Raw genomic sequence first — 24,947 nt, forward strand, 5'->3', positions numbered from 1 at the left:
CGGGCGCGGGCATCATCCGAGCGCAGCACGCCAGCGGGCCCGGTAGGCCGCCAGTCCCGCCGGCGCGCGTGCCGCGATCGCGCTGCTGGCGCCCGGCGGCGCCGCGTCGCGGTAGCGCAGCATCCAGCCGCCGCACGTGGTGCCGCTCGCATCGTCCGAATACGACACCGGCTGCTGCGGGCGCAGCGCCCCGAGCAGGGGGCCGAACCACGGGTTCGACGTAAAACTGCCTTCGACGGCGAGCGGACCGGCGGCCCCGAGCGCGTCGAGGCAGTAATCCGTCATCAGCACGCAGTACAGCGTCGCGAGCGCATAGCGTTCCTGCGCGTCCGCGGGCGGCGGGCCCTCGATGCTGCCGCTGCGGCCCGCGAACGGACCACCGGTCGCGGCGAAGCACGGCAGCGCCAGAGTGCCTTGCGCGACGAGGCGTTCGATCGTATCGAAGCCGCAGGGCGCCGGTGTGGCGCCCGCCAGTTCGCCGAATTCGCGACCGCCCATGAAGCGCATGCACGCGACAGGCCGGCCCAGCGCGTTCGTGTTGGCGAGCATGTCGTCTTGCTCGCGCAGCCCGTCCAGCGGGGTGCCGAAGGCCGCGGCGATCATCCACGTGCCCGTCGACAGCACGGTGCCCTCGGCGCGGCCGAGGTAGCGCAGCAGCGAGGCATTGCTGTCGTGGATGCCGCACAGGACCTGGCAGTCCGCCGGCAGCCACGTGGCGGCCGCGACCTCGGGCCGCAGCGTGCCCAGCGCCGCGTGCGCGGGCGCGAGCGGCGGCATCAGGCCCGTCCAGCCCATGCGGCCGACGAGGCTCGAATACGCCTGGGTGCGCGGGTTCCACAGGTCCGTGTGGCAACCCAGCGACGTCGCTTCCGACGCCGCCACGCCGCACAGGCGCCAGGCCCAGTACTGCGGATACATGAGGATGTGCTGCGTGCGCGCGAACTCGCGCGGGAAGCGTGCCTGCAGCCATGCGAGCTGGCGGCCCAGGTTCAGGCCCGCCGGCAGGCGCGGGGACAGCGTCTCGTCGTAGGACGGACCGTCGTACTCGACGCCGGGAAGCTCCGCCTCGTAGTCGAGCACGGGCAGCACGAGGCCCGCAGCGTCGACCAGCGCGGCGGTGGCCCCGTGCGTGACGGGCACGATGGCCGACACGTGCGCCCGCGCGGCAAACGCGCGGCACGTGGCGAGCAGCCAGTCCCACAGGCCGTCCGTGTCGAGGTGCGCGTAGGGTCCATCCGCAAGCACCGCGTTCGGGCGGCGCTGCTCCGAGAGGACCTTGCCGGCGGCATCGATCAGCGCGAGCTTCGCGTTCGTCTTGCCGATGTCGAGGACGATCAGGGCGTCCGGCATCATGCGCTCCGCGCGCGCCGCATGCGCAGGAGCTTCGGCAGCGCGATGGTCGCGAGCAGCAGCACGCCCACGACGATCGTCATGTAGATGCCGGGGATGTTGGCGAGCGCCAGCCCGTACGTGACGGTGCCCATCGTGAGCACGGCCAGCATCACGCCGGCGATGGTGCCGGCGCCGCCCGCGATGCTGACGCCGCCCAGGATCACCATCGTGATCACTTCCAGCTCCCAGCCGGTGGCGATGTTCGGGCGCGTGCTGCCGATGCGGCCCGTGAGCAGGAAGGCGGCCAGGCCGGCCATCGCGCCCGTCAGCATGAACAGCGCGAGACGGTAGCGGTCGACGGCGATGCCGGAAAAGCGCGCCGCCTCCGGGTTGTTGCCGATGGCGTAGATGCGGCGGCCCCACGTCGTCGTGTGCAGCAGCACGGCGAACAGCGCGGCGCACACGAGCAGCACGACGAATTCGCGCGGCACGATGCCGAAGAAGTAGCCCTGGCCCCAGTCGGCCATCAGCTGCGGATAGCCGGTGAACGCCTTGTCGCCCAGGACGACGCTGGCGAGGCCGCGGTACAGCGACACGGTGCCGATCGTGATGACGATCGACGGCAGCGCGAAGCGCGTGACGAGCACGCCGTTCAGGAAGCCGCACGCGGTGCCCGTGGCCAGCGCGACGAGCGGCAGGCTCTCGGCCGGAAAGCCGGCGCCTTTCGCCAGGCCCATCGCGACCGACGACAGCGCGAGGGTGCCGGCGACCGAGATGTCGATCTCGCGGCAGATGATCAACAAGGCCATCGGCAGTGCGATCAAGGCCTTCTCGCTGAAGTTCTGCGTGCCGTCCAGCAGGTTGTACAGGTCGAGGAAGTGCGGCAGCGCGATGCTGTTCGCGACGAAGACCGCGACGAACAGCATGGCCAGCAGGCTTTCCCAGCGCCCGAGGATCGTTTTCAGGCGCGGGGTTTCGCGGTCGAGGATCGTGTAGCGCGACGTTTTTTCAGTTTGCATCGTGGTGGTCGGGTTCACGCGGCACTCCGTTCGGGTTGGGCGTCCGTGCCATGCAGCGGCAGGATTTGGCGGCTGCGGCGGCCGGCGCCGCGGGCGTTGATCAGGACGGCGACGAGGATCACGAGGCCGGTGAGGGCGCTTTGCCAGAACGGCGACACCTGCAGCACGGGCAGCGCGTTGCCGATCACGGTGAGGAACAAAGCGCCGAGCGTCGCGCCGAGCACCGTGCCGACGCCGCCGCCAATGGAGACGCCGCCGATCACGCACGCGGCGATCACGGTGAATTCGAAGCCATAGGCGATTTCCGTGTAGGCGACGGCATAGCGCGCCACCCACAGGTAGCCGCACAAGCCGGCGACGGCACCGGACAGCGCGTAAGTCCCGAGCAGGCGCTTGTGGCTCGGGATGCCGATATATCCCGCGCATTGCGGCGCGTTGCCGATGGCGTACAGGTCGCGTCCGAAGCGTGTGCTGCGTGCGATCCAGGCCATGAGCGCGAGCGTCGCCGCCGCGATCCATACCAGGTGCGGGAGGCCCAGCAGGCGGTCGAGCGGGAACGCGATGAAGTGAGGCGGCATCTGGTGCGCGGATACCCACGCGCCGCCGGACAGCACGAACACGGCGCCCCGGTAGACGCTCATCGTGCCCAGGGTGACGACGATCGGCGGCAGTTCCAGATAGCCGATCAGCCAGCCGTTGACGAGACCGAGGGCCAGGCCGACGGCGACGGCCGCCAGCATGATCAGCGGCAGCGGCAGGCCGGGGTAGTGCGCGCCCAGCATCGCGGCGACCATGCCGGACAGCGCCAGGTTCGAGGCGACCGACAGGTCGACGCCGCGCGTGACGATGACGAGCATCTGCGTCAGCGCCAGCATCACGAGCAGCGTGCTGTCCGTGACGAGGTTGGCGAGCGAGCCGGCCGACAGGAAGACCGGTGCGCGCAGGCCGACGGCCACGACGAGCAGCACGACCATCGCCGCCAGCAGCGGTTCGCGTTGTTTCAGGACGTTCATGCGGCCTCCAGGGTCAGGCCGGACGCGGCGGCGACGACCGATTCCGGCGTCGCTTCGCCTCGCAGGAACTCGCGCTGCACGCGGCCGTGGTGCATGACGACGATGCGGTCCGCCATGCCCAGCACTTCCGGCAGTTCGGACGACACGAGGATCACGGACAGCCCGCGTGCCACGAGCTGGCCGATGAAGCGGTGCACGGCCGCCTTCGAGCCGATGTCGATGCCCTTGGTCGGCTCGTCGAGGATGATCACTTTCGGGTCCGTCGCGAGCCATTTGCCGAGGACGACCTTTTGCTGGTTGCCGCCCGAGAGCTCGGCCACGTGCTGCGTCAGGTGGCTCGCCTTGAGTTCCAGCTGTTCCGCGAAGTGGCGCGCGATGGTCGCTTCCTGCTTGCCGCGGCCGCGCAGGAAGAAGCCGATACGCGACAGGATCGGCAGGGTGATGTTGTGCTGGATCGGCATCGTCAGGTGCGCACCGTGGTGCTGGCGGTCTTCCGGCACGTAGGCCATGCCCAGTGCGATGGCTTCGCTGGGCGAGCGCGCCATCACGGGCCGGCCGTCCAGCGTGACGCAGCCGGAGACGCCCGGCGTAAGGCCGAACAGCGCCTGCATCACCTCGGAGCGGCCCGCGCCCACGAGGCCATAGAAGCCGAGGATCTCGCCGCGGCGCAAGGTAAAACTGACGTCGTCGAATTCGGTGGGGTGGGACAGGTTCTGCACGACGAGCAGCGGCTCGCCGATCTCGGCGTCAAGCTTCGGATACGCCTGGTGCACGGTGCGGCCGACCATCAGCGCGACGAGTTCCTGTTCCGTGATGTCGGCCAGGCGCCCCTCGGCGACGAACTGGCCGTCGCGCAGCACGGTGTAGCGGTCGGCGACTTCGAAGATCTCGTCGAACTTGTGCGAGATGAAGATGACGGCAGTGCCGGCGGCCTTCAGTTGGTCGATGATGCGGTACAGCTCCCGGATCTCGCGCTGCGACAGCGCGGCCGTCGGTTCGTCCATGATGACGACGCGCGCATCCTGGGCGAGTGCGCGCGCGATCTCGACGAAGTGGCGCTGCGCGACCGACAGGTCTTTTACGCGCGCCTTCACGGGCAGCGCGACTTCCAGGCGCGCGAACAGGGCTTCCGCCTCGCGCTCGATCCGCGCCCAGTCGATACGCCCCGCCCGTACGGGCTGGCGGCCGACGTAGATGTTCTCGGCGACGGAGAGTTCGTCGAACATGACGGTCTCCTGGTGCACGGCGGTGATGCCGGCGGCCATCGCTTCCTGCGGGCTCGCGAACGTCACGGGTTTGCCGTCGAGGGACAACGTGCCGGCGTCCGGGCGGTAGATGCCCGTGAGGGTCTTCACGAGCGTGGACTTGCCGGCGCCGTTCTCGCCGACGAGCGCCATGCATTCGCCGGCGCGGATCGTGATGTTCACGCCGTTCAGGGCATGGATGCCGTTGAAGCGCTTGCTGATGCCGGTCAGTTGGAGGACCGGGGGTGTTTGGGTGGCTGGCATAGGGGAATGCGTGTTTTGTTGGCGCATGCCCGTCGTTCCCGCGCAGGCGGGAACCCAAGTTTGTCAGTGGACCGCTAGCTGAAATTGGGTCCCTGCCTTCGCAGGGACGACGGTTTTGGGGTGTACGGCTTAGAACAATTTCGCGAACTTGTCGACGTTTTCCGCGTTATAGGTGAACGGCGGTCCCAGCGCCGCCTCGCCATTGGCATCCAGCGTCACGCTGCCCAGCCGTCCGACGGATACGCTGGCCCCGGGTTTCGACTCCGCCTTGCCCTTCACGAACTGGTCGGCCGCGTAGGTGGCGGCGTAGCCCAGGTCGATCGGATTCCAGATCGCGAATTCCTTCACGGCGCCGCTTTTCACGTGGCCCGCCATTTCGGACGGCAGGCCGAGACCCGTCACGTAGACCTTGCCGACGAGGTGTTCGTCCGCCACGGCCTTGCTGGCCGCGACGATGCCGACGGTGGTCGGCGCGATGATCGCCTTCAGCTGCGGATGGCTGCGCAGCAGGCCGATCGCCTCGCGGTAGCTTTTATCCGACTGGTCGTCGCCGTACACGGTGGCCACCAGCCTGATCTTCGAATACTCGGGTCGTTCCAGTACCTTCTTCATCACGCCGATCCAGATGTTCTGGTTCGTCGCCTGGGCGGAAGCCGAGAGGATCGCGATCTCGCCCGCGCCCCCGATCTCGTCGGCTGCCATCTGGATCTGCTTCTCGCCGATCAGTTGCGCGTTCGACGGATTCAGTTGCATCTGCCGGCCTTCGGGCGCGAGGCCGCTGTCGAACGAGACGACCTTGATCCCGCGCTGCATCGCCTTCTTCGCGATCGGCACCAGCGCGTTCGGGTCGTTCGCCGAGATGACGATCGCGTCGACCTTCTGGCTGATCAGCGAGTTGATGATCTCGATCTGGCCTTCGGCGCTGGGCGTCGTCGGACCTGTATAGATCACTTCGACGTCGCCGAGCTGTTTTGCCGCTTCGTCGGCGCCCGTGTGGGCCGCGTCGAAGAAGCCGTTGCCGAGGCTTTTCACGACCATCGCGATGCGCGTCTTCTCCGGCTTTTTCTCGGCGCAGCCGGCGACGCCGGCCAGGACGCCGACCGCCGCCAGTGCGAGCAGGGTGGTTTTAAGCTTCAATGTGCGGCCTCCAGTTGCGCGTCCAGCCGCGGGTCGAGCTGCGCGTCCAGGTGGAACAGCGCGGCGGATTGCAGGTCGAACTGCGGATTAAAAAAAGGCGCCCCGACGTTCGGCGCCACTTCGTCCGGTTCGACGGTGACGACCTTGACGCCGTACTGCTCGAGCGTCTGCACGGCCTTGTCGGAGGCGCCGGTGTCCGTGATGACGGTCGATACGCGATCGAGGCCGCACAGGATCAGGCCCGCCTTGCGCGCGAACTTGGAACTGTCCGCCAGCACGATCAGTTCTTCCGCCTGGCTGATCAAACGCTTCTCCGCCTGGATCAGCAACGGGTCCGCTTCCATCAGGCCGAGCAGCGACAGGCCGTAGACGCTCATGAACATCTTGCCGGCGTAGTGGTGCTGGGTGATGTCGTTGTCGAACGGGGACAGGATCACGTTCTGCTCGCGGTAGACCTTGCCGCCGGGGACGATGATCTCGTTCTCGCTCGAGACGAGCAGGCGCTCGGCCATCAGGAACGAATTGGTCAGGATCTTGAGGTGTTTGTCGGCCAGGAACTCGGCCATCATGAACGTCGTGGTGCCGCCGTTGATGATGATCGTTTCGCCGTCCGTGCACATGCCGGCCGCGTGGCGGGCGATGGCCCGTTTGCGGGCGGCGTAGCACTGGATATTGTTCTGGAACGTTTCGCTCGACAGCGGGAACTGGCGCTTCTTGGGAAGCAGGTTCTCGGCGCCGCCGCGGGTGCGGGTGAGCAGGTTGCGGGCTGCGAGCCAGCTGATGTCGCGCCGGACCGTCGCCGGTGACGCGTTGAGCCATTCGACGAGCTGCTGGACCGTCGCCGTCTGGTGCTCGGCGAGCAGTTTCAGCAAACGCTTGCGGCGTTTGTGATTCACCATGTGTCTCCTCCTATGCCGTTTGTGTAGTTGTGCGGCGGGGACAGCGTCGTACCGTGGGTCGCGCCGTCTGGGAAAAAGAGTAATGAGGAGTTGAAAGGCCGTCAATCGTTAAATGATCAAACGATTGATTATTTGGCCGCCGCGGCGCGCTCAAATGCGCGTTTCGATCAACTAAATGATTAAATCGCTCTTGGTCACGATGTTGATCGATTCCGCGTTGACACTGCTTGGGCCGCTGAATTCTACTGTGCCGGATGCCGCGACCGTGGTCCACGGCGCGGGCCAGACGACACACAACGCAAACACATGGAGACGTATTTATGGGTGCAATGAGCGCTACCTCCCACAAGGAACCGATCACGTCGCGCTGGGACGACCAGCACGCCGCCACGCTGAGCGAGCCTGAACTGCTGCTGTACCGTTCCAATCTGCTCGGTTCCGACCTGCGCATCACGAACTTCGGTGGCGGCAATACGTCGGCCAAGATCGTCATGACGGATCCGCTCACGGGCGGGCAGGTCGACGTGCTGTGGGTGAAGGGCTCCGGCGGCGACCTGGGTTCGATCAAGCTGGACGGCTTCTCGACCCTGTACATGGACAAGCTGCAGGCGCTGAAACAGCGCTACCGCGGCCTGGAACACGAGGACGAGATGGTCGGCTACCTGCCGCACTGCACGTTCGACCTGAACCCGCGCGCCGCGTCGATCGACACGCCGCTGCACGCCTACATCGACCGCCGCCACGTCGACCACATGCACCCGGATGCCGTCATCGCGATCGCCGCGTGCAGGAACAGCCGCGCGCTGACCGAAAAGATCTTCGAAGGCGAACTGGGTTGGCTGCCGTGGCAGCGTCCCGGCTACGATCTCGGCCTGAAGCTGGAACAACTCTCGCGGGAACAGCCGCAGCTGAAGGGCATCATCCTCGAGGGCCACGGCCTGTTCACGTGGGGCGATACCGCCAAGTCGTGCTACGAGACGACGCTCGCCATGATCAAGCGCGCCGAGGAATGGCTGGCGGCGAACGTCAGGCAGCCCGTGTTCGGCGGCCAGGTCGCCCAGGCGCTGCCGGCCGACCAGCGTGCGGCCCTCGTCGCCCGCCTGATGCCGCTGCTGCGCGGGAAGATCAGCCAGCAGGAGTTCAAGCTGGGCCATTTCGACGATTCCGACGCCGTGCTGGAATTCGTCTGCAGTGCCGACCTCGCGCCGCTGGCCGCGCTGGGCACGTCCTGCCCGGACCACTTCCTGCGCACGAAGATCCGCCCGCTGGTGCTGGACTTCGATCCGGCCGCGCCCGATTTCGATCGTCTCGGTGGCCGGTCTCGATCAGGCGCTGAGCGATTACCGCGCCGACTACACCGCGTACTACGAGCGCTGCAAGCGCGACACGTCGCCGAAGATCCGCGACGCCAACCCGATCATCTACCTGATCCCGGGCGTGGGCATGCTGTCCTTCGCGAAGGACAAGGCCACGGCGCGCATCGCCGGCGAATTCTACGTCAATGCGATCAACGTGATGCGCGGCGCGAACGGTGTCGACGAGTACGTCGGCCTGCCGGAACAGGAAGCGTTCGACATCGAATACTGGCTGCTGGAAGAAGCGAAACTGCAGCGCATGCCGAAGCCGAAGAGCCTCGCGGGCCGCATCGCGCTGGTGACCGGTGGCGCGGGCGGCATCGGCCAGGCCGTGGCGCGCCAGCTGCTGCAGGAAGGCGCATGCGTGATGCTGACCGATATCGACGCCGAAGCGCTGGCAGGCGCCCGGGACAACCTCGTCAAGGTCGCCGGCAAGGACAACGTCGCGACCGTGCAGGCCAACATCACGAGCGAGGAGGAAGTGGGCGGCATCCTGTCCGCCGCCGCGCTGCGCTTCGGTGGCGTCGACCTGCTCGTGTCGAACGCGGGCATCGCCTCCGCCGCGCCGCTGGACGAGACGTCGCTGGAGGTCTGGAAGCGCAACCAGGACATCCTCGTGACGGGCTACTTCCTCGTGTCGCGCAACGCGTTCCGGATCATGAAGCAGCAGAAGCTGGGCGGCAGCATCGTCTTCGTGGGCAGCAAGAACGGCCTCGTCGCATCGGCCGGCGCATCGGCGTACTGCACGGCGAAGGCGGCCGAGATCCACCTGGCCCGCTGCATCGCGCTGGAAGGCGCGGAACACGGCATCCGCGTCAACGTCGTCAATCCGGACGCCGTCATCCGCGGTTCGCGCATCTGGGACGGCAAGTGGAAGGAAGAGCGTGCCGCGTCGAACAAGATCGACACGGACGACGTCGAGGAGTTCTACCGCAAGCGCAGCATGCTCAAGAAGAGCGTGTTCCCGGAAGATATCGCGGAAGCCGTGTATTTCTTCGTCAGCGAGAAGTCGGGCAAGAGCACGGGTAACGTGCTGAACGTGGATGCCGGCAACGCGGCCGCATTCACGCGATAATATCAATTCAGAAGAACAGCGGCACCGCCGGGCGCGGTGCCGCGACGACAGGAGACAACATGACGACCCTCATCGATGCCGGTCTGGTGGCCGACCATAACGCGCAGCTGGCCCCCCAACTGGAAGCCGACTACGAGGCGCTCAAAGGCATGCTGGCCCGCCGCGGCCAGGATATCGAGGCATTGACGGCCCTCGCGCAGCGCTTCGCGGTCGCGGTCCCCAGCTGGGGCGTGGGCACGGGCGGCACCCGCTTCGCGCGCTTCGCGGGCCGCGGCGAACCGCGCAACGTGTTCGAAAAACTGGACGACTGCGCCGTCATCAACGAGCTGACCCGCGCCACGCCGGCGGTTTCTCCGCACTTTCCGTGGGACCGCCCGACCGATGCGAAGGAGCTGCGCCAGAAGGCCGACGACCTGGGCCTCGCGTTCGACGCCGTCAACTCGAACACCTTCCAGGACCAGCAGAACCAGGAACACACGTATAAATACGGCAGCCTGACGGCGAACAGCAGCGCCACGCGCGCGCAGGCCGTGAAACACAACATCGAATGCATCGAACTGGGGCGCGAACTCGGCTCGAAGGCGCTGACGGTATGGGTCGGCGACGGCGCCAACTTCCCCGGCCAGCACAACCTGCGCGGCGCGCTGGAGCGCTACCTGGACAGCATGCGCGAGATCTACGCCGCACTGCCGGACGACTGGAACGTCTTCATCGAACATAAGCTGTTCGAGCCGGCGTTCTACGCGACGACCATCGCCGACTGGGGCACGAGCTTCGCGTGCGCGACGGCGCTGGGCCCGAAGGCGAAATGCCTCGTCGACCTGGGCCACCATGCGCCGAACACGAACATCGAAATGATCGTCGCGCGCCTGGCGCAGTTCGGCAAGCTGGGCGGCTTCCACTTCAACGACAGTAAATACGGCGACGACGACCTGGATTCCGGGTCGATCAACCCGTTCCAGCTGTTCCTGGTCTTCAACGAGCTGGCCGACGCGGCGCTGCGCGAAGGCCCGGCGTTCAAGCCGGCGTACATGCTGGACCAGTCGCACAATGTGACGGACCCGATCGAGAGCCTGATGAACAGCGCCGTCGAAGTACAGCGCGCTTACGTGCAGGCCGCGCTCGTCGACCGCGCGCAACTGGCGGAGTTCCAGGAATCGAACGACGTGCTGCTGTCGGCGCAGGCGCTGAAACAGGCGTTCCGCACCGACGTGTCGCCCATTCTGGCGATGGCACGCGTGCGCTCGGGCGGCGCGGCGGATCCGGTGGCGTGCTATCGGGCCAGCGGGTATCGGGACAAGGTCGCGAGCGCGCGGCCGGCCAAGGCGGGGGCGAGCAGCAGCGGGATCGTGTGAATAACCGTCGCCCCCGCGCAGGCGGGGGGCCAATTTTGCGCGTGTTCACGCAACACTTGGGTTCCCGCCTGCGCGGGAACGACGTTGGTTATTGATCAGTCGCTCCAGGAGTCCCCCCATGAGCAAGCCCTTGCTGGCGCTCGCCCTGTCGTGCGCCTTCGCCGCGCACGCGGCCGGCCCGTCCACGACGTTCGCCGACGTCGCCCAACACCTGCAGTCCCCCCCGCCCGACGCACGCCCCATGATGCGTTGGTGGTGGTTCGGCCCCGCCGTCGTCAAGCCCGAGCTGGAGCGCGAGATCCTCGCGATGAAGGCCGGCGGCATCGGCGGTTTCGAGATCCAGCCCGTGTACCCGATGGAGCTCGACGATGCCGCGCGCGGCATCCACAACGTCCCGTATCTGTCTCCCGAATTCCTCGATGCGGTGAGCTTCGCCAACCGCACGGGCCGCGCCAACGGCATGCGCGTCGACATGACCCTGGCCAGCGGCTGGCCGTACGGTGGGCCGCAAGTCACGGTCGGCGAGGCCGCGGCGCGGCTGCGCCAGGCCGTCGTCGACGTGCCGGTCGGCGCGGCGAGCTTCCCGCTGCCGGCCATCATGAACGGCGAGAAGCTTATCGCGGCCTTCATCGGCTCGGGCGTCGATCCGGCGGCGCTGACACCGCTGCAGGTCCAGGCTGGCGCCGACGGCCGCGCGGCCATCGCGCCGGCCGACGCGCCCCGCAAGGTCGTCGTGTACATCGCCAGCCGCACGGGCCAGCAGGTCAAGCGTGCGGCGCTGGGCGCGGAAGGCTTCGTGCTCGACCACCTGAGCCGCAAGGCTGTCGACCATCACCTCGCCACCGTCGCCGAGCCCCTGATGAAAGCGTTCGGCGATACGCCGCCGTATGCCGTATTCTCGGACAGCCTGGAGGTCTACAACACCGACTGGACCGATGATTTCGCGGCGGAGTTCAAGCGCCGGCGCGGCTACGACATCGTGCCGCACCTGCCGGCCGTGTTCACGGGGCAGGGGCCGGATGCCCCCGCGCTGCGCCGCGACTGGGCGCTGACGCAGACGGAGCTCGTCAACGAGCGCTATCTGACGCCGATCGACGCCTGGGCGAAGAAACACGGCACGCAATTCCGCTCGCAGACGTATGGCGAACCGGCCGTGTCGCTGTCCAGCAACCGCCTGGTCGCGCTGCCCGAAGGAGAAGGGCCGCAGTTCCGCGAATTCTCGTTTACGCGCCTCGCCACGTCGGCGGGCCACCTGTATGGCCGGCCCGTGATCTCGGCCGAGACATGGACATGGCTCCATTCGCCCGCATTCGCCGCGACGCCGCTGGACATGAAGGTGGAAGCGGACCGCATGCTGCTGGAAGGCGTGAACCAGTTCATCGGCCACGGCTGGCCGTACACGCCGCCCGGCACGATCGAACCCGGCTACGCGTTCTACGCGGCCGCCGTGTTCAACGACCACAACCCGTGGTGGAACGTGATGCCGGACGTGACGGGCTACCTCACCCGTATGAGCTGGCTGATGCGCCAGGGCGAGCCCGCGAACCAGGTCGCCGTGCTGCTGCCGAACGACGACGTGTACGCGGCCCTCGTGCCGGGCAAGGTGTCGCTGTCGGCCGAGATGCACACGCACGTGACGCCGGCGCTGACGGCACAGATCCTCGACGCGGGCCAGAACCTCGACTACACCGATGCCGAGGCGATCCTGGCACTGGGCGTGCGCCATCCGGTGCTCGTGCTGCCGCATGTGATGCGGCTCGCGCCCGAGGTGATCGACAAGCTGGCGGCGTTCGTGCGCGGCGGTGGGCACATCATCGCGGTGGGTGGCGCGCCGTCGCTGGCGCCCGGCTATCGCGATGCGGCGCGCGTGTCCGCGGCCGTGGCGGCGAAGGCGCAGGCGCTGTTCGCGAGCCCGAACGTGCATACCGTCGCGAACGACGATGCCGTCGGCGCCGCGCTGCGGGCCGTGCTGGCGCCGGACATGAAGCTGTCGGCGCAGGCATCCGACGTCGGCTTCGTGCGCCGCAAGCTGCGCGACGCGGACATCTATTTCATCGCCAATACCAGCAACCGGCCCGTGCATGCGCAGGCGTCGTTCGCGGCGGTGCGCAAGGCGGCCGCGTGGATCGATCCGGACAGCGGCCGCATGACGGCGGCCACGTTGCCGGCGTCGCTCGACCTGGCACCGTACGAATCGCGCGTGCTCGTGCTGGCGGATGCGCTGCCGTCGGCGCCGGCGCCGGTAGCCGCCACGATGGAGATCGCGGACCTGGGCCGCGACTGGAGCCTGCGCTTCCCCGGCAAGGCGCAGGCGCAACGTCTCGCCGCGCTGCGCTCGTGGACGGACGACGAGGCGACCCGCTACTTCTCGGGCGTCGCCACCTACGAAAAAGACGTCGAGCTCACGGCGGCGCAACTGCGCTCGCCACGGCTCGTGCTGGATTTCGGGACCGGCACGCCGCTGGAATCGGCACCGAAAGTCCCGGCCGGCATGCGCGCGATGTTCGACAGCCCCGTGCGCGAAGCGGCGCAGGTATATGTCAATGGCCGCCGTGCGGGCGCCGTGTGGCATCCGCCGTATGCCGTCGACGTCACGGGCTATCTGCGGCCGGGCCGCAACCGGATCGAGGTGCGGGTCGCCAACCTCGCGCTGAATGCGCTGGCCGGCCATGCGCTGCCGGATTACCGGCTGCTGTCGGCCCGCTACGGCCAGCGCTTCGTCCCGCAGGACACCGCGCTGATCGCACCGCAGCCGGCCGGCCTGCTGGGCCCCGTCAAGCTGCTGGGTGCGGGCCAATAACAACGACAGGAGAACAACATGACGACGACACGACGATTCACCATGCTGGCCGCGAGCGTCGCGCTGGCGCTGCCGGCGTTTGCGCAGACGGCCGGCTACCCGCAACCGACGCCCGCCATGCAGGCCATCATCGACAAGGACATCAGCCGCCATTTCGGCGACGCGCCGGCCGCTGCGGGCCCGCTCGCGACGGACCTGTCGCCCGAGCTCACGCCCGCTGCCATCGACAAGGCCTTGCGCAAGGTCGCGGACTGGCAGCTCGCGCGCTCGCAGCCGTACTTTTCGCGCATCTGGACGGAGAGCGTGATGTACACGGGCTTCATGGCGGCGTCCGAGGCGACCGGCGATACCAGATACCGCGACGCGATGCTCGCGATGGCGCGCCATTTCGACTTCCAGGTGCGCGACCGCCTGCCCAACGCGGACGACCTGTCGATCGCGCAGACCTACCTCGACCTGTACTTCCAGGAGAAGAACCCGGGCATGCTGCGCCTGACGAAGGCCGAGATGGACGACCTGCTGCCCCTGGCGACGCTCAAGCCGAACGATCCGCGCATCCCGTGGTGGTGGTGCGACGCGCTGTTCATGGCGCCGCCCGTGTGGGCGAAGATGTTCAAGGCGACGGGCGAGCGTAAATATCTCGACTACATGCACCTGAACTGGAAGCGCACGTACGACCTCCTGTACGACAAGGACGAGCATCTGTACGCGCGCGACGCCAGCTACAAGGACAAGCGCGAGGCGAACGGCAGGAAGATCTTCTGGTCGCGCGGCGAAGGCTGGGTGATGGGCGGCCTGGCGCGCGTGCTGGACTACGTGCCGGCGGACGATCCGCAGCGCGGCTTCTATGTGCAGCAGCTGCGCGAGATGTCGGAAAAGCTCGCGTTGCTGCAGGGCGCGGATGGCCTGTGGCACGCGGGCCTGCTCGATCCGAAGACCTACCCGCTGCCGGAGATCTCGGGCTCCGCGCTGTTCGTCTACGGCATGGCGTATGGCGTGAATCACGGCCTGCTCGACGGCGCGACGTACCGGCCCGTGATCGCGAAGGCCTGGGCCGGCATCCTGAAGAACGTGTACGCGGACGGCCGCCTCGGCAATATCCAGCAGACGGGCGCCGAGCCGGCGTTTTATCGTCCTTCGTCCAGCTACGACTATGGTGTCGGCGGCTTCATGCTGGCGGCCGCGGAACTGAAGCGCATGGCGCAGGGAGGCGTGCGATGAGCGAGACCCGGGCCTTCGTGATGCGGCTGAAGCCGGGGAACGTCGACGAGTACAAGCGGCGCCACGACGACATCTGGCCGGAGCTGGCGGACCTGCTGCGCGCGTCCGGCATCCACGATTACTCGATCTTCCTCGACGAGGCGTCGCTGCAGCTGTTCGCGGTGCTGAAGCTGCGCGACGGGCACACGGTCGCCGCGCTGCCGGAGCATCCCGTCATGCGACGCTGGTGGGATGCCATGGCGCCGCTGATGGAGGTCGAGCCGGGGAACCGGCCCAAGGAGTGGCCGCTGCGGCAGGTCTTCCACCTGCCGTGACGGATTGTCTACTTCGCGGGGTCGAGCAGGCCCCGCGCCTTGAGCCATTCCTCTACCCGTTTCGGCCATTCCGACGCCGTCCCGAGCCCCGCCCGCATTCCCATCCCATGCGACCCATGCTCGAACAGAACCATCTCGGCCGGCACCTTCGCCCGCGTCAGCGCCTGGTAGAACAGGATGCTGTTCTCGACCGGCACCGTCTGGTCTTCCTGCGTGTGGATCAGGAGCGTCGGCGGCGTGGCGGCCGTGACCTGCCGTTCGACCGACATCAGCCGTACGTCGGCCGCGGACGGGTTGGCACCCAGCAGCGCCTTGCGCGAGCCGGCATGCACGGCCGGGCCGTCCATCGTGATCACGGGGTACATCAGCACGAGGAAGTCGGGACGGGCGCTGACCTTGTCCAGGTCCGCGCCCGTGCGGCCCAGCGGGTGGTCGTACAGCGTGCCCGCGCTGGCCGCCAGGTGGCCGCCCGCGGAGCTGCCCATCACGCCGATGCGGTCCGGGCGGATGTGGTACCGTGCCGCCTGGGACCGCACGAGGCGGACGGCGCGCAGCACGTCGCGCAGAGGCGCCGGGTGGCCGAACTCCTGCATGCGATACTTGAGCACGAAGCTCGTGATGCCGAGGGTGCCGAGCCATGCCGCGTACTGCTCGCCTTCGCGCGCCGTGGACAGCCGCACGTAGCCGCCGCCGGGGCAGATGATGACGGCGGTGCCGTTCGGGCGGTCGACGGCGGGGCCGTACACGGTCAACGTCGGCTCGCTCACGTTGGACACGCGGCCGTCGTCGACGTGTTCCGGACCGAGGCCGGGCTTCGCATCCGGCACGCCTTCCGGCCACAACGGAATCGTGGCGGTGGCGGGCAGCTGCGGTGCGGCGAATGCCGCATTGGCACCTGCGGCGAGCACGGCGCCGGCAACGAGTTTCAAAGTGCGTCTCCTGGTTTCATTCGAACGATTCATTTGAGGTCCTGACATGGTAAAACTTGGATGGTTGGGCGGCGCACTGCTGTGCGCGGGTTTGCTGGGGTGCGCGTCGACGCCGGCGTCCGTCGATGGTCCGCTCGGCGCCTTGGACATCGTCACGACGCCGGCCGCCGCGCTGGACGCCGTCTGGCAGCCGCGCGCCGACGGCGTCATCGCGGTGGCGGGCAAGCCGTCCGGCTTCGTCGCCACGCGCGACACGTACACGGATTATCGCCTGCACGTGGAATGGCGCTGGACCGGCAAGCCGGGCAACGGCGGCGTGCTGCTGCACGTGGCGTCCGGGCCGAAGGACGGCGTCTGGCCCTACAGCATCCAGGTGCAGACCAAGCATGGCGCCGCCGGCGACCTGTTGCCGATGGCCGGTGCGACGTTCAACGAACCGCTGACGACGGCGCCCGGCGCCTACCCGCCGATCAAGGCGCATGTCGCCGCGGACAGCGAGCGTGCGCCCGGCGAGTGGAACAGCATGGACGTGCTGGTGCGCGGCGGCTGCATCGACGTGACGATCAACGGCGTGGCGCAGAACGCCGTCACGATCGCGCAGCCGGCGACGGGCCGCATCGGCTTCCAGCTCGAAGGCACGCCGTACGAACTGCGCAACCTGCGCGTGGAACGGCTTTAACGCTTGAGCCATGCTTCCGGCACCGGCACGATGCAGATGTTCAGCGTGCGGCCATCCGCCGACAGCATCGCGGACTGGATCTCGATGCGCGTGCCGTCCGGGCTGAACGTCGGGTGAGGGTGGTCGGCGGCCGTCGTCTTGTGGCCCGTCGTCAGCAGCTTCATCTCGTGCGACGCGCGGTCGATCAGGTACAGGCTGCGGCTGAAATCGTCGCCGACGGCGAAGCGGCCGTCGCTGGACCCGTGCACGTGCCAGAAGCCGCTGCCGGACGGCGTCTGGCCGACGATCTGCATCTGGCGCGTGCGCAGGTTGACGATGGCGAGGCCGCTCGGTTTTTCGCGCGTGCCCGTCCGGCCCCAGCCGTCGTCCTGGCCGGGATTCGCGCCGCCGACGTCGGTGGCCGGCGCGTCCACTGCCGCCGCCGCGCCGGGGATCGCGCGGTGGCCCATGATGGCGAGGGCCACTTCGTCCTTGCCGATCACCGCTTCGTGGGTCACCCATTCGTACGGCGCTTCCGGATACAGCGGGCGCAGGCCGCTGCCATCCGCCTGCACGGTCCACGTGCGCTGCGGCGACTTGCCGCCCGTCTCCCAGCAGAACACGATCTCGCCCGGATTCCACAGGTTCGCCTGGATGTGGCCCACCTGGAACGGCACCGACACGACGTGGCGCACCTCGCCCGTGCGCACGTTCACGCGCGCGATGCCGGCCGGGCCGGCGCCCATCTTGCGCGGGCCGAACGCGGGCTCCAGCTTCGTGCCCGGCGCCAGGTGGCGCGCCGCCTCGTGCGGGCCGACGCGGACGTACAGCCACTCCTCGTCGGCGTCCAGCGCCGTGTCGCCATAGGCTTCCATCGAGGCCGGCAGGGTCGCGGCCACGCGCTGGTAGCTGGCCGCGTCGCGCATGCGGGCGGCCGCGCTGTCCGCGAACACGCGCGCGAGGTCGACCTCGACGACTTGCCGGTCGTCGCCCGCGCGGCGCAGGAAATACAGCTTCATCGATTTGCGGGCCGCGTTCAGCATGCCCTCGTAGCCGCCTTCCGTGACCTGCACGATGTCGCCGGTCTTTTCGTTGACGGCCATCGCCTCGTTGCCGGCGAGGTGCGAACGGAAGATCAGCCACTGGCCGTCCGCGGTCCACTGCGGGTGCGTCTGGTAGATCTTCGAATCGCCATGCGGGCGGCTCGTGAGGAAGGTCAGGCGGGTGCCGGTGACGGGATCGACGACTTCCTTGCGTTCGGACGGGAAGCGCTGGCCGATGGCGGCGCGGGCGTCGAGGGATGCGAGCAGTGTGCAGCACAACGTCAATACGGTCAGTATGCGCATGGGCGGTCTCCTTGTTTTTGGAATCCGATCATTGTTGCAGCGGCGGCCGCGCACAACCGATCATTTTCCTGATTCTTTCGGCGGCCCCGTTTTGACGACGGCCGGCGCGAGCATAGAATGCAACGCAGGACAACGAACCCGAATCCCGCCATGCCGCTGCTTTCCACCCTGCGCCGATTGCTCCACGCCCCGCTCATCCTGCTCGCCTGTGCGAGCGTCCACGCGCAACCGCTGCCGGCGGCCGTGAATACCGACCCGGCCCGCGCCCAGGTCACGCTGCCGGAGCCCGCGAACCCCGCGCTGCCGTCGCTGATCCTGATCGGCGATTCGACGGTTCGCAACGGCCGCGACGATGGCCAGGGCAAGGGCGCGGCCGGCCAGTGGGGATGGGGCAATCCGGTCGCCGCGTGGTTCGATCCGGCCAGGGTCAACGTCGTCAACCGCGCCGTCGGCGGACTCTCGAGCCGCACCTACATCACGAGCGGCCACTGGGAGCGCACGCTGGCTTTCGTCAAGCGGGGCGACATCGTCGTCATGCAGTTCGGCCACAATGACGCCGGCGCCGTCAACGACACGAGCCGCGCACGCGGCACGATTCGCGGCATCGGCGACGAGACCGAGGAGATCGACAACCTGCTCACGCACAAGCACGAGACCGTGCACACCTACGGCTGGTACCTGCGCCGGTTCGTGGCCGACATTCGCGCCAGGGGCGCGACGCCCATCATCTGCTCGCCGATCCCGCACAAGCAGTGGGACGCGGCCGGCCACGCGAAGCGCGACCGCGACACGTACGGCGGCTGGGCCGCGGCGGTGGCAAAGGCGGAAGGCGTCGGCTTCATCGACCTGAACGAGGGCATCGCGCGCCGTTACGATGGCTTGGGCCATGACGCCGTCGTGCAGCTGTTTCCGCAGACGACGCCGGACGAGCACACGCACACCAACTGGGCGGGCGCGGTCCTGAATGCGCAAGTCGCCGTGGAAGGCATGAAGGCGCTGGGCGACCCGCGCATCGCCGCGTGGCTGAAGCCCCGGGCGCCCGTGAATCCGCAGCCGCCCGTGCGCGAGGATGACCGCCCCGTCGTCGACGCGCGCGCGGTGCGCGACGAGGCACCGCGCGATGCCAGCCTGCCGACCTTGTACCTCGTCGGCGATTCGACGGTGAAGAGCGGCGGCGTGAACGGCGCCATCGGTTGGGGCGAGCGCATCGCACCGTATTTCGACGCCCGCAGGATCAACGTGGTGAATGCCGCGATCGGCGGCCGCAGCAGCCGCACGTATTACACGGAAGGGCGCTGGGACAAGGTGCGCGATCAGCTGAAGCGCGGCGACGTCGTGCTGATCCAGTTCGGCCACAACGACGGGGGCCGGATCGGCGACCCGGCGATGAAGAACCGCGCGTCGGCGCCGGGCACCGGTCCCGAGACCGTCGAGGACACGCGTCCGGACGGCACGAAGGAACAGGTGCACAGCTTCGGCTGGTACATGGCGCGCTACGTGGCGGATGCGAAGGCGAAGGGCGCCACCGTGGTCCTCGTGTCGCCCGTGCCCCATCGCGACCGCTGGCAGGAAGGCCGCGACTTCGCGACGTTCGCCGACTGGGACCGCCAGGTGGCCGAGGCCAGCGGCGCGCTGTTCATGGACCTCACGCTGCTCGTGGCGGACGGCTACAGGCGGATCGGCGCGGACAAGGTGAACACGCTGTTCGCCGATGCGCGCACGCACACGAATGCGGCGGGCGCCGAGTTCAACGCGGAGCGCGTCGTCGCCGGCCTGAAGGCGCTGCCGGGCAATCCGCTGGGCGCTTATTTCGCCGACCGCGCGCTGGCCGCGCAATGAGGGCCGCACTGATCCTGTCGATGGCCCTGTGCGGATCCGCCCAGGCCGACGATTGCGCCGCGTGGGGCCGGCCCGGCGCCGTGTTGTTCCAGGACGATTTCAGCAAGCCGCTCGAGGGCTGGGTGGCCGAGTATGCGCGCAAGCCGGGCAACGCCGTCGAGAACCGGGACGGGCGGCTCGTGATGGACGTCGACGGCGGCGCCACCGTGTGGCTGGACCGGCCGCTGTACGGCAATGTGCTGATCAGTTTCACGCGCCGCGTGATCGTCGACGGCGGGAAGAACGACCGCCTGTCCGACCTGAACGTGTTCTGGATGGCGCGCGATCCGAGGCGCGCCGACCTCTTTACGCGCAGCGGCAAGTTCGAGGACTACGACGACCTGTCGCTGTACTACGTGGGCATCGGCGGCAACCGCAACACGACGACGCGCCTGCGCCGCTATGGCGGGGGCCGCCGTGAACTGCTCGCCGACTACACGGACGGCGCGCACCTGCTGGAGGCGAACCGCGACTACCGCATCGAGATCGCGGTCTACGAGGGCTGCACGCGCGTGCGCGTGGACGGCAATACGTGGTTCACGTATCGCGACCCGCATCCATTGACGTCCGGCCGGTTCGGGCTGCGTACGACGTGGTCGCGCCAGGCGGTGGACGACCTGAAAATACAACGACTCGACTGACAGGAGACATGCTTGAAGAACCGTTTGAAGCCCTGCGTGGCAGGGGTGCTGGCCGCCTGCGCGCTGCACGCGTCGGCCCAGCAGGCGCCGGCCCCGCAGGAAAAGGGGCCGGCCGCGGCCGACGCCATGCTGCACGCGCTGGACGTGCATTACCCGACGCCTTACCGCGCGATGGACGCGGCCGAGGTCAAGGCCGTGCTGGACCGCGTGTTCGACTACCTGGACAAGGTCACGCCGGCCGAGGTGATCGACCAGCGCACGGGCGTGCCCATCGCGGACCTGTCCACGCCGAACGCGAACGCCGTGCTGAAGCCGGGCGATTTCCGGCTGACGAGCTATGAATGGGGCGTCACCTACACGGGCATGCTGGCCGCCGGCGCCGCCACGGGCGACCGCCGCTACACGGATTACGCGCTCAAGCGCCACGAACTGCTGGCGCGGCTGACGAAGACCTATCTGCCGCTCGTCCAGGCCGACCGCGAGCACGCCGCCGCGCCCATCAAGAGCTTCCTGAACCCGCACGCGCTGGACGATGCCGGTGCGCTGTGCCAGAGCTTCCTGAAGGCGAAGCTCGAGGGGTCGCCGGTGGACTATTCGCAGATGATCCCGATCTGCGGCGACTTCGTCACGAAGAAGGAGTACCGGCTGAAGGACGGCACGCTGGCGCGCGGCGGTCCGGACGGCCGCGGCGGCGTGAAAATGCGCCCGCTGCCGGACACGCTGTGGCTGGACGACATGTTCATGGGCGTGCCCACGATCGCGTACCTCGGCAAGGCGACGGGCGATGCGCGTTACTACGACGACGCGGCGCGCCAGGTGCTGCAATTCTCGAAGCGCATGTTCAACAAGAACCTCGGCATCTACATGCACGGCTATGTGGAAGGCTTGCGCGACCACCCGGAGATGCACTGGGCGCGCGCGAACGGCTGGGCCGTGATGGCGATGGTCGAGGTGCTGGAAGTGCTGCCGAAGACGCACAAGGACTACAAGGCCGTACTGGAACAGCTGCGCGCGCACGTCAAGGGGCTCGCCAGCTACCAGACGAAGGACGGCTTCTGGCACCAGCTCATCGATCGCAGCGACACGTACCAGGAAACGTCCGCCACCGCGATCTACGCCTACGCCATCGCACGCGCCGTCAACCGCGGCTATGTCGACGCGCAGGCCTACGGACCGATGGCGAACCTCGCGTGGAACGCCGTCGCGAGCAAGGTGCGGCCGAACGGGCAGATCGAAGGCATCTGCGTGGGCACGGGCATGGCGTTCGATCCCGCGTTCTATGCGTACCGGCCGACGAGCGTGAAGGCGGCGCACGGGTACGGGCCCACGTTGCTGGCCGGCGCCGAGATCATCGCGATGAACCGCAAGTTCAGGTTCGGGCTGAACGACAGCGGGTTGATGTACCAGGGCGCGCAATAAGGTGACCGTCATTCCCGGACTGGCCGTCCGCCTTGGCGGGAATCCATGCTGACCGCCAGAATTTCGTACGTCGGTCGCCCTGTGGCATATCCGGAGTCGGACTTCGGGACCTCGGCATGGCTCCCCGCTTGCGCGGGGATGACGGCGGCGCTCAGACCTCGATCACGAGATCTTCCCGGAACGCCGCCTGCTCGCCCTTGTTCGCATACCCGAGCGGATTCGCGACCACGCGGCAGCGCCAGCCCGTGCCTTCGACCACGTAGTCGTTCGCGCAATGCAGGTGGCCGTGCATCCACACGTCCGCGAACGGCAGCAGGTCGTCCAGCGCATTGCAGAACCCCGCCGTGCCGGGCGAGATGCCGTAGCGCGGGTCGGCGCTGCGCAGCGTCGGGGCATAGTGCGTGACCGCGATCGTGGTGCCGTCGAACGGCGTGGCCAGTGCGTCGCGCAGCCAGGCCTGGCAGCCGAACGACAGTTCCCGCTGGCCCTCCGCCAGCAGCGGCACGCCATCCACGAGCGTCGTGTTCCCGGAGAGGTAGTAGTTCGCGGCGCGGAACGCCTTTTCGCGCTGCTTGAGCTGGCGCCCGATGTCGGTCTCGGAGACCGCCAGGGCGTCGAAGTCGGCCCACAGGGTCGTGCCGATGAAGCGGATGTCGCCGAGGGTGACGATCTCGCGGTCGAGCCACGTGATGTCCAGCGCGGCGCAAGTCGCGCGCAGGCGCGCCTGCGTGGCGTCGAAATCGAGGCCGTCGAATTCGTGGTTGCCGGGAACGTACAGGACGCGCGCCGCGGCGCCCGTCGTGGCCGGGGCGAAGCGACCGAGGCCGAAGTCGTCGGTGTCCAGGCGCGAGCGGGCCTGGTACGAACCGATGTCGCCGGCGAGGACGACGACGTCCGTGTCCGCGAAGATGGTCGGCTGGAACCCGGGGTCGCGTTCGAGGTGAAGGTCGGAGAAGAGCTGGATACGCATCCAGCAAGTATACCTGTCTTCGCGAACGGACCCCGGTTCGATGCGTTACTTGCCGGCCTGCTGCAGTTTCTCGCCGGCGCGTTCCAGGCCGCGTCCCGTGGCGGCCGTCGCGTCCTTCGCGCCTTCCTTCACGTTCTGCGCGGCTTCGTGCGATTCCTGGCGCACTTCGGCGCCGGCCTGCTGCATCTTGTCGCCGGCGCGGTCGGCCGCTTCCTTGACGTTCTGGTTGGCCTCGTGGGCCGCATCCTTCGCATTCTCGCCGGCCTGCTGGGCGGCGGCGTTGGCGTTGGCGGCGGCTTCCTTCGACTCGGCGGCGGCCTTGGCGCCCGCGTCGTCGATGGCCTTGCCGGCTTCCTGGGCCGGACCCATGCCGTTCTTGTCCTCGGCCTTGTGGCAACCCGTGACCAGCACGGCGACAGCAAGCATGATGCTCGAAATGGTGGTGGCTTTCATAATGTTCTCCTAGTAAGAAGTTGTCACTTAGATTACACAATTTCGTAAGGATGCGGCGTACGATACGGCTGGGCCGGATTCGGGCGCCCTGAGGATCACATGGAGAGAACGGAGAAAGGCCTGCCGCGGTTGACCGCGCGGCAACCGTCCGCATCCCGTGGATGGGGAGGGACGGTCGCCGGGAGAGAGGATCAGATGGCCCAGCCGCCCGCGTAGAACGCGGCCAGTGCGAGGGCGATGCTGACGGTGCCGAAGTTCAGCTTGCGCCATTCGCCGGCCAGCACGCGGCCGATCACGAGGGTGCAGAAGCCCAGCATGATGCCGGTGACGATGTTGCAGGAGAGGAGGATGAACACGGCGCATACGAGGCCGGCCAGCGCATCGAGCTTGTCGTCCATGTTCATGTGGGCCACGCTGCTCAGCATCAGCAGGCCGACGTACATCAGCGCCGGTGCGGTGGCATACGACGGCACCAGGCCGGCCAGCGGCGAGAAGAAGATCAGGCCGAGGAACAGCAGGCCGACGACGACGGCGGCGAGGCCGGTGCGCGCGCCGGCCGCGGTGCCGACGCCGGATTCGATATAGGCCGCCGCCGGTGCGCCGCCCACGAGGCTCGAGAACAGGGAGCTGACCGAATCGGCCGTCAGGGCCTTGCCGCCGTTATGGATGTAGCCGCGCGCGTCGACCTGGCCGGCCTGGCCGGCGACGGCGCGGATGGTGCCGGTGGCGTCGAACACGGCGGTCATCACGAGGGCCAGCACGCTGGGCAGCACGGCCATGCTGAGCGCGCCCTTGACGTCCATCGCGCCGATCAGCGACGCGTGGCCCGGGCTGCTCAGTTGCGGCCACGAGAAGATGCCGGTGAAGTGCACTTTCGGATCGAAGGCCAGGCCGAGGGCGGAAATCGCGATCACGACGAGCAGGATGCCGCCCGGGACCTTGCGCTGTTCCAGCCCGAAGATGGCGGCCAGGCCCAGGATGCTCATCAGGACCGGGAAGGAGGTGATCTGGCCCAGCGCGACGGGCAGGCCCGCGCCCGCGTTCTTGACGACGAGGCCGACTTCGCTGGACGCGATCATCAGCAGGAACAGGCCGATGCCGACGCCCGTGCCGTGCGCGACGCCGGACGGGAGATTCTGCAGGATCCACGAGCGCAGGCCGGTGATGGAGATCGCCGTGAAGATCAGGCCCATCAGGAACACGGCGCCCAGCGCGATCGCCGGCGTCAGGCCCTTGCCCAGCACGAGGCCGAACGCGGTGAAGGCGGTCAGCGAGATCGCGCAGCCGACGGCGATCGGCAGCCGTGCCCAGAATCCCATCAACAACGAACCGAAGGCCGCGGTCAGGCACACGGCCACGTACACCGCGCTGACGTCGAAGCCGGCCTGGCCCAGCATGCCCGGCACGACGAACACGGAATACACCATGGCGAGGAAGGTGGTGACGCCGGCCACCACCTCCGTGCGCTGGGTGCTGCCGCGCGCCGAGATCTGGAAGTACTGGTCGATTTTGCCGCTGGCGGCAGGTGGGGACGTGAAAGTCTCCGCGCGTTCGACGCGCTGGAGTTGAGGCTGTGACATGGCTGCTGCTCCTCTATGTTATCGGCCCCGGCGCGCATTGCCTGG

Annotated in this window: 19 protein-coding genes and 2 pseudogenes; 10 read left to right on the forward strand and 11 right to left on the reverse strand. The window is 68.1% G+C overall.

Translation table 11 applies throughout. The features are described 5' to 3' along the window. Positions 1–12 precede the first annotated feature (12 nt). From ACL58G_RS18600 to ACL58G_RS18625, 6 genes are all read right to left on the reverse strand, one after another. Positions 13–1,353, reverse strand: coding sequence for an FGGY-family carbohydrate kinase (locus tag ACL58G_RS18600; protein ID WP_440962741.1), 1,341 nt, complete (start codon positions 1,351–1,353; stop codon positions 13–15). Beyond that, the gene (locus ACL58G_RS18605; protein ID WP_440962742.1) at positions 1,350–2,369 is read right to left on the reverse strand and encodes an ABC transporter permease; all 1,020 of its coding nucleotides are present in this window, start codon (positions 2,367–2,369) and stop codon (positions 1,350–1,352) included. Before ACL58G_RS18605 ends, ACL58G_RS18600 begins: the two co-directional genes overlap by 4 nt. Next, positions 2,366–3,364: an ABC transporter permease gene (locus tag ACL58G_RS18610; RefSeq protein WP_413389018.1), complete on the reverse strand. Its 999-nt coding sequence runs from the start codon at positions 3,362–3,364 to the stop codon at positions 2,366–2,368. Before ACL58G_RS18610 ends, ACL58G_RS18605 begins: the two co-directional genes overlap by 4 nt. Then, a complete protein-coding gene (locus tag ACL58G_RS18615; protein WP_440962743.1) occupies positions 3,361–4,872 on the reverse strand; it encodes a sugar ABC transporter ATP-binding protein in 1,512 nt (503 codons plus the stop codon). Before ACL58G_RS18615 ends, ACL58G_RS18610 begins: the two co-directional genes overlap by 4 nt. 129 nt (positions 4,873–5,001) lie before the next feature. Continuing rightward, positions 5,002–6,009 (reverse strand): rhamnose ABC transporter substrate-binding protein, encoded by a 1,008-nt coding sequence (gene rhaS / locus ACL58G_RS18620; RefSeq protein ID WP_440962744.1) that lies wholly within the window; start codon positions 6,007–6,009, stop codon positions 5,002–5,004. Further along, positions 6,006–6,908, reverse strand: coding sequence for a DeoR/GlpR family DNA-binding transcription regulator (locus tag ACL58G_RS18625; protein WP_056329878.1), 903 nt, complete (start codon positions 6,906–6,908; stop codon positions 6,006–6,008). Before ACL58G_RS18625 ends, rhaS begins: the two co-directional genes overlap by 4 nt. 491 nt (positions 6,909–7,399) lie before the next feature. On the opposite strand from ACL58G_RS18625, the pseudogene ACL58G_RS18630 reads away from it, so the two are divergent. The 6 genes and pseudogenes from ACL58G_RS18630 to rhaM form a co-directional block, all read left to right on the forward strand. Then, a pseudogene (locus ACL58G_RS18630) lies at positions 7,400–7,858 on the forward strand (class II aldolase/adducin family protein); the annotation flags it as partial. A 361-nt stretch (positions 7,859–8,219) separates the two neighbouring features. Further along, positions 8,220–9,338, forward strand: coding sequence for an SDR family NAD(P)-dependent oxidoreductase (locus ACL58G_RS18635; protein WP_440962745.1), 1,119 nt, complete (start codon positions 8,220–8,222; stop codon positions 9,336–9,338). Positions 9,339–9,397: 59 nt separating this feature from the next. Beyond that, positions 9,398–10,693, forward strand: a complete 1,296-nt coding sequence (rhaI, locus tag ACL58G_RS18640) for an L-rhamnose catabolism isomerase (protein WP_440962746.1) — start codon at positions 9,398–9,400, stop codon at positions 10,691–10,693. 118 nt (positions 10,694–10,811) lie between these two features. Continuing rightward, complete coding sequence (locus ACL58G_RS18645) at positions 10,812–13,493, forward strand: glycosyl hydrolase (RefSeq protein WP_440962747.1); 2,682 nt, start codon at positions 10,812–10,814, stop codon at positions 13,491–13,493. A gap of 18 nt (positions 13,494–13,511) precedes the next feature. Beyond that, positions 13,512–14,714: a glycoside hydrolase family 88/105 protein gene (locus ACL58G_RS18650; RefSeq protein WP_440962748.1), complete on the forward strand. Its 1,203-nt coding sequence runs from the start codon at positions 13,512–13,514 to the stop codon at positions 14,712–14,714. Next, positions 14,711–15,028: an L-rhamnose mutarotase gene (gene rhaM / locus ACL58G_RS18655; protein WP_413339917.1), complete on the forward strand. Its 318-nt coding sequence runs from the start codon at positions 14,711–14,713 to the stop codon at positions 15,026–15,028. The genes ACL58G_RS18650 and rhaM overlap by 4 nt, the downstream gene beginning before the upstream one ends. 8 nt (positions 15,029–15,036) lie before the next feature. Here rhaM and ACL58G_RS18660 read toward each other — a convergent pair whose 3' ends face one another. Continuing rightward, on the reverse strand, positions 15,037–15,957 hold the full coding sequence (locus tag ACL58G_RS18660; RefSeq protein WP_413389011.1) for an alpha/beta hydrolase: 921 nt from the start codon (positions 15,955–15,957) through the stop codon (positions 15,037–15,039). Positions 15,958–16,003: 46 nt separating this feature from the next. On the opposite strand from ACL58G_RS18660, the gene ACL58G_RS18665 reads away from it, so the two are divergent. Continuing rightward, positions 16,004–16,636: a 3-keto-disaccharide hydrolase gene (locus ACL58G_RS18665; RefSeq protein WP_413389010.1), complete on the forward strand. Its 633-nt coding sequence runs from the start codon at positions 16,004–16,006 to the stop codon at positions 16,634–16,636. Here the strand turns inward: ACL58G_RS18665 and ACL58G_RS18670 are convergent. Next, a complete protein-coding gene (locus ACL58G_RS18670; RefSeq protein ID WP_440962749.1) occupies positions 16,633–17,961 on the reverse strand; it encodes a hypothetical protein in 1,329 nt (442 codons plus the stop codon). The genes ACL58G_RS18665 and ACL58G_RS18670 overlap by 4 nt on opposite strands. A 117-nt stretch (positions 17,962–18,078) precedes the next feature. On the opposite strand from ACL58G_RS18670, the gene ACL58G_RS18675 reads away from it, so the two are divergent. From ACL58G_RS18675 to ACL58G_RS18685, 3 genes are read left to right on the forward strand one after another with little or no spacing between them, the layout of a single operon-like run. After that, positions 18,079–19,800 (forward strand): rhamnogalacturonan acetylesterase, encoded by a 1,722-nt coding sequence (locus tag ACL58G_RS18675; RefSeq protein ID WP_440962750.1) that lies wholly within the window; start codon positions 18,079–18,081, stop codon positions 19,798–19,800. Next, complete coding sequence (locus tag ACL58G_RS18680; RefSeq protein ID WP_440962751.1) at positions 19,797–20,480, forward strand: DUF6250 domain-containing protein; 684 nt, start codon at positions 19,797–19,799, stop codon at positions 20,478–20,480. Before ACL58G_RS18675 ends, ACL58G_RS18680 begins: the two co-directional genes overlap by 4 nt. Before the next feature lie 12 nt (positions 20,481–20,492). Continuing rightward, positions 20,493–21,899 (forward strand): glycoside hydrolase family 88/105 protein, encoded by a 1,407-nt coding sequence (locus ACL58G_RS18685; protein WP_413389006.1) that lies wholly within the window; start codon positions 20,493–20,495, stop codon positions 21,897–21,899. A 151-nt stretch (positions 21,900–22,050) separates the two neighbouring features. Here ACL58G_RS18685 and ACL58G_RS18690 read toward each other — a convergent pair whose 3' ends face one another. The 3 genes and pseudogenes from ACL58G_RS18690 to ACL58G_RS18700 all read right to left on the reverse strand — a co-directional run. Further along, positions 22,051–22,869: a metallophosphoesterase gene (locus tag ACL58G_RS18690; protein WP_413389005.1), complete on the reverse strand. Its 819-nt coding sequence runs from the start codon at positions 22,867–22,869 to the stop codon at positions 22,051–22,053. 45 nt (positions 22,870–22,914) lie between these two features. Next, entirely contained in the window at positions 22,915–23,322 is a 408-nt protein-coding gene (locus ACL58G_RS18695) for a hypothetical protein (protein WP_440962752.1), read from the reverse strand. Between the two features lie 191 nt (positions 23,323–23,513). Then, positions 23,514–24,836 (reverse strand): annotated as a pseudogene (locus ACL58G_RS18700) (NCS2 family permease); the annotation flags it as partial. Positions 24,837–24,947: the final 111 nt, after the last annotated feature.

Source organism: Massilia sp. GER05 (assembly GCF_052056005.1).
Lineage (GTDB): Bacteria > Pseudomonadota > Gammaproteobacteria > Burkholderiales > Burkholderiaceae_D > Telluria > Telluria orientalis.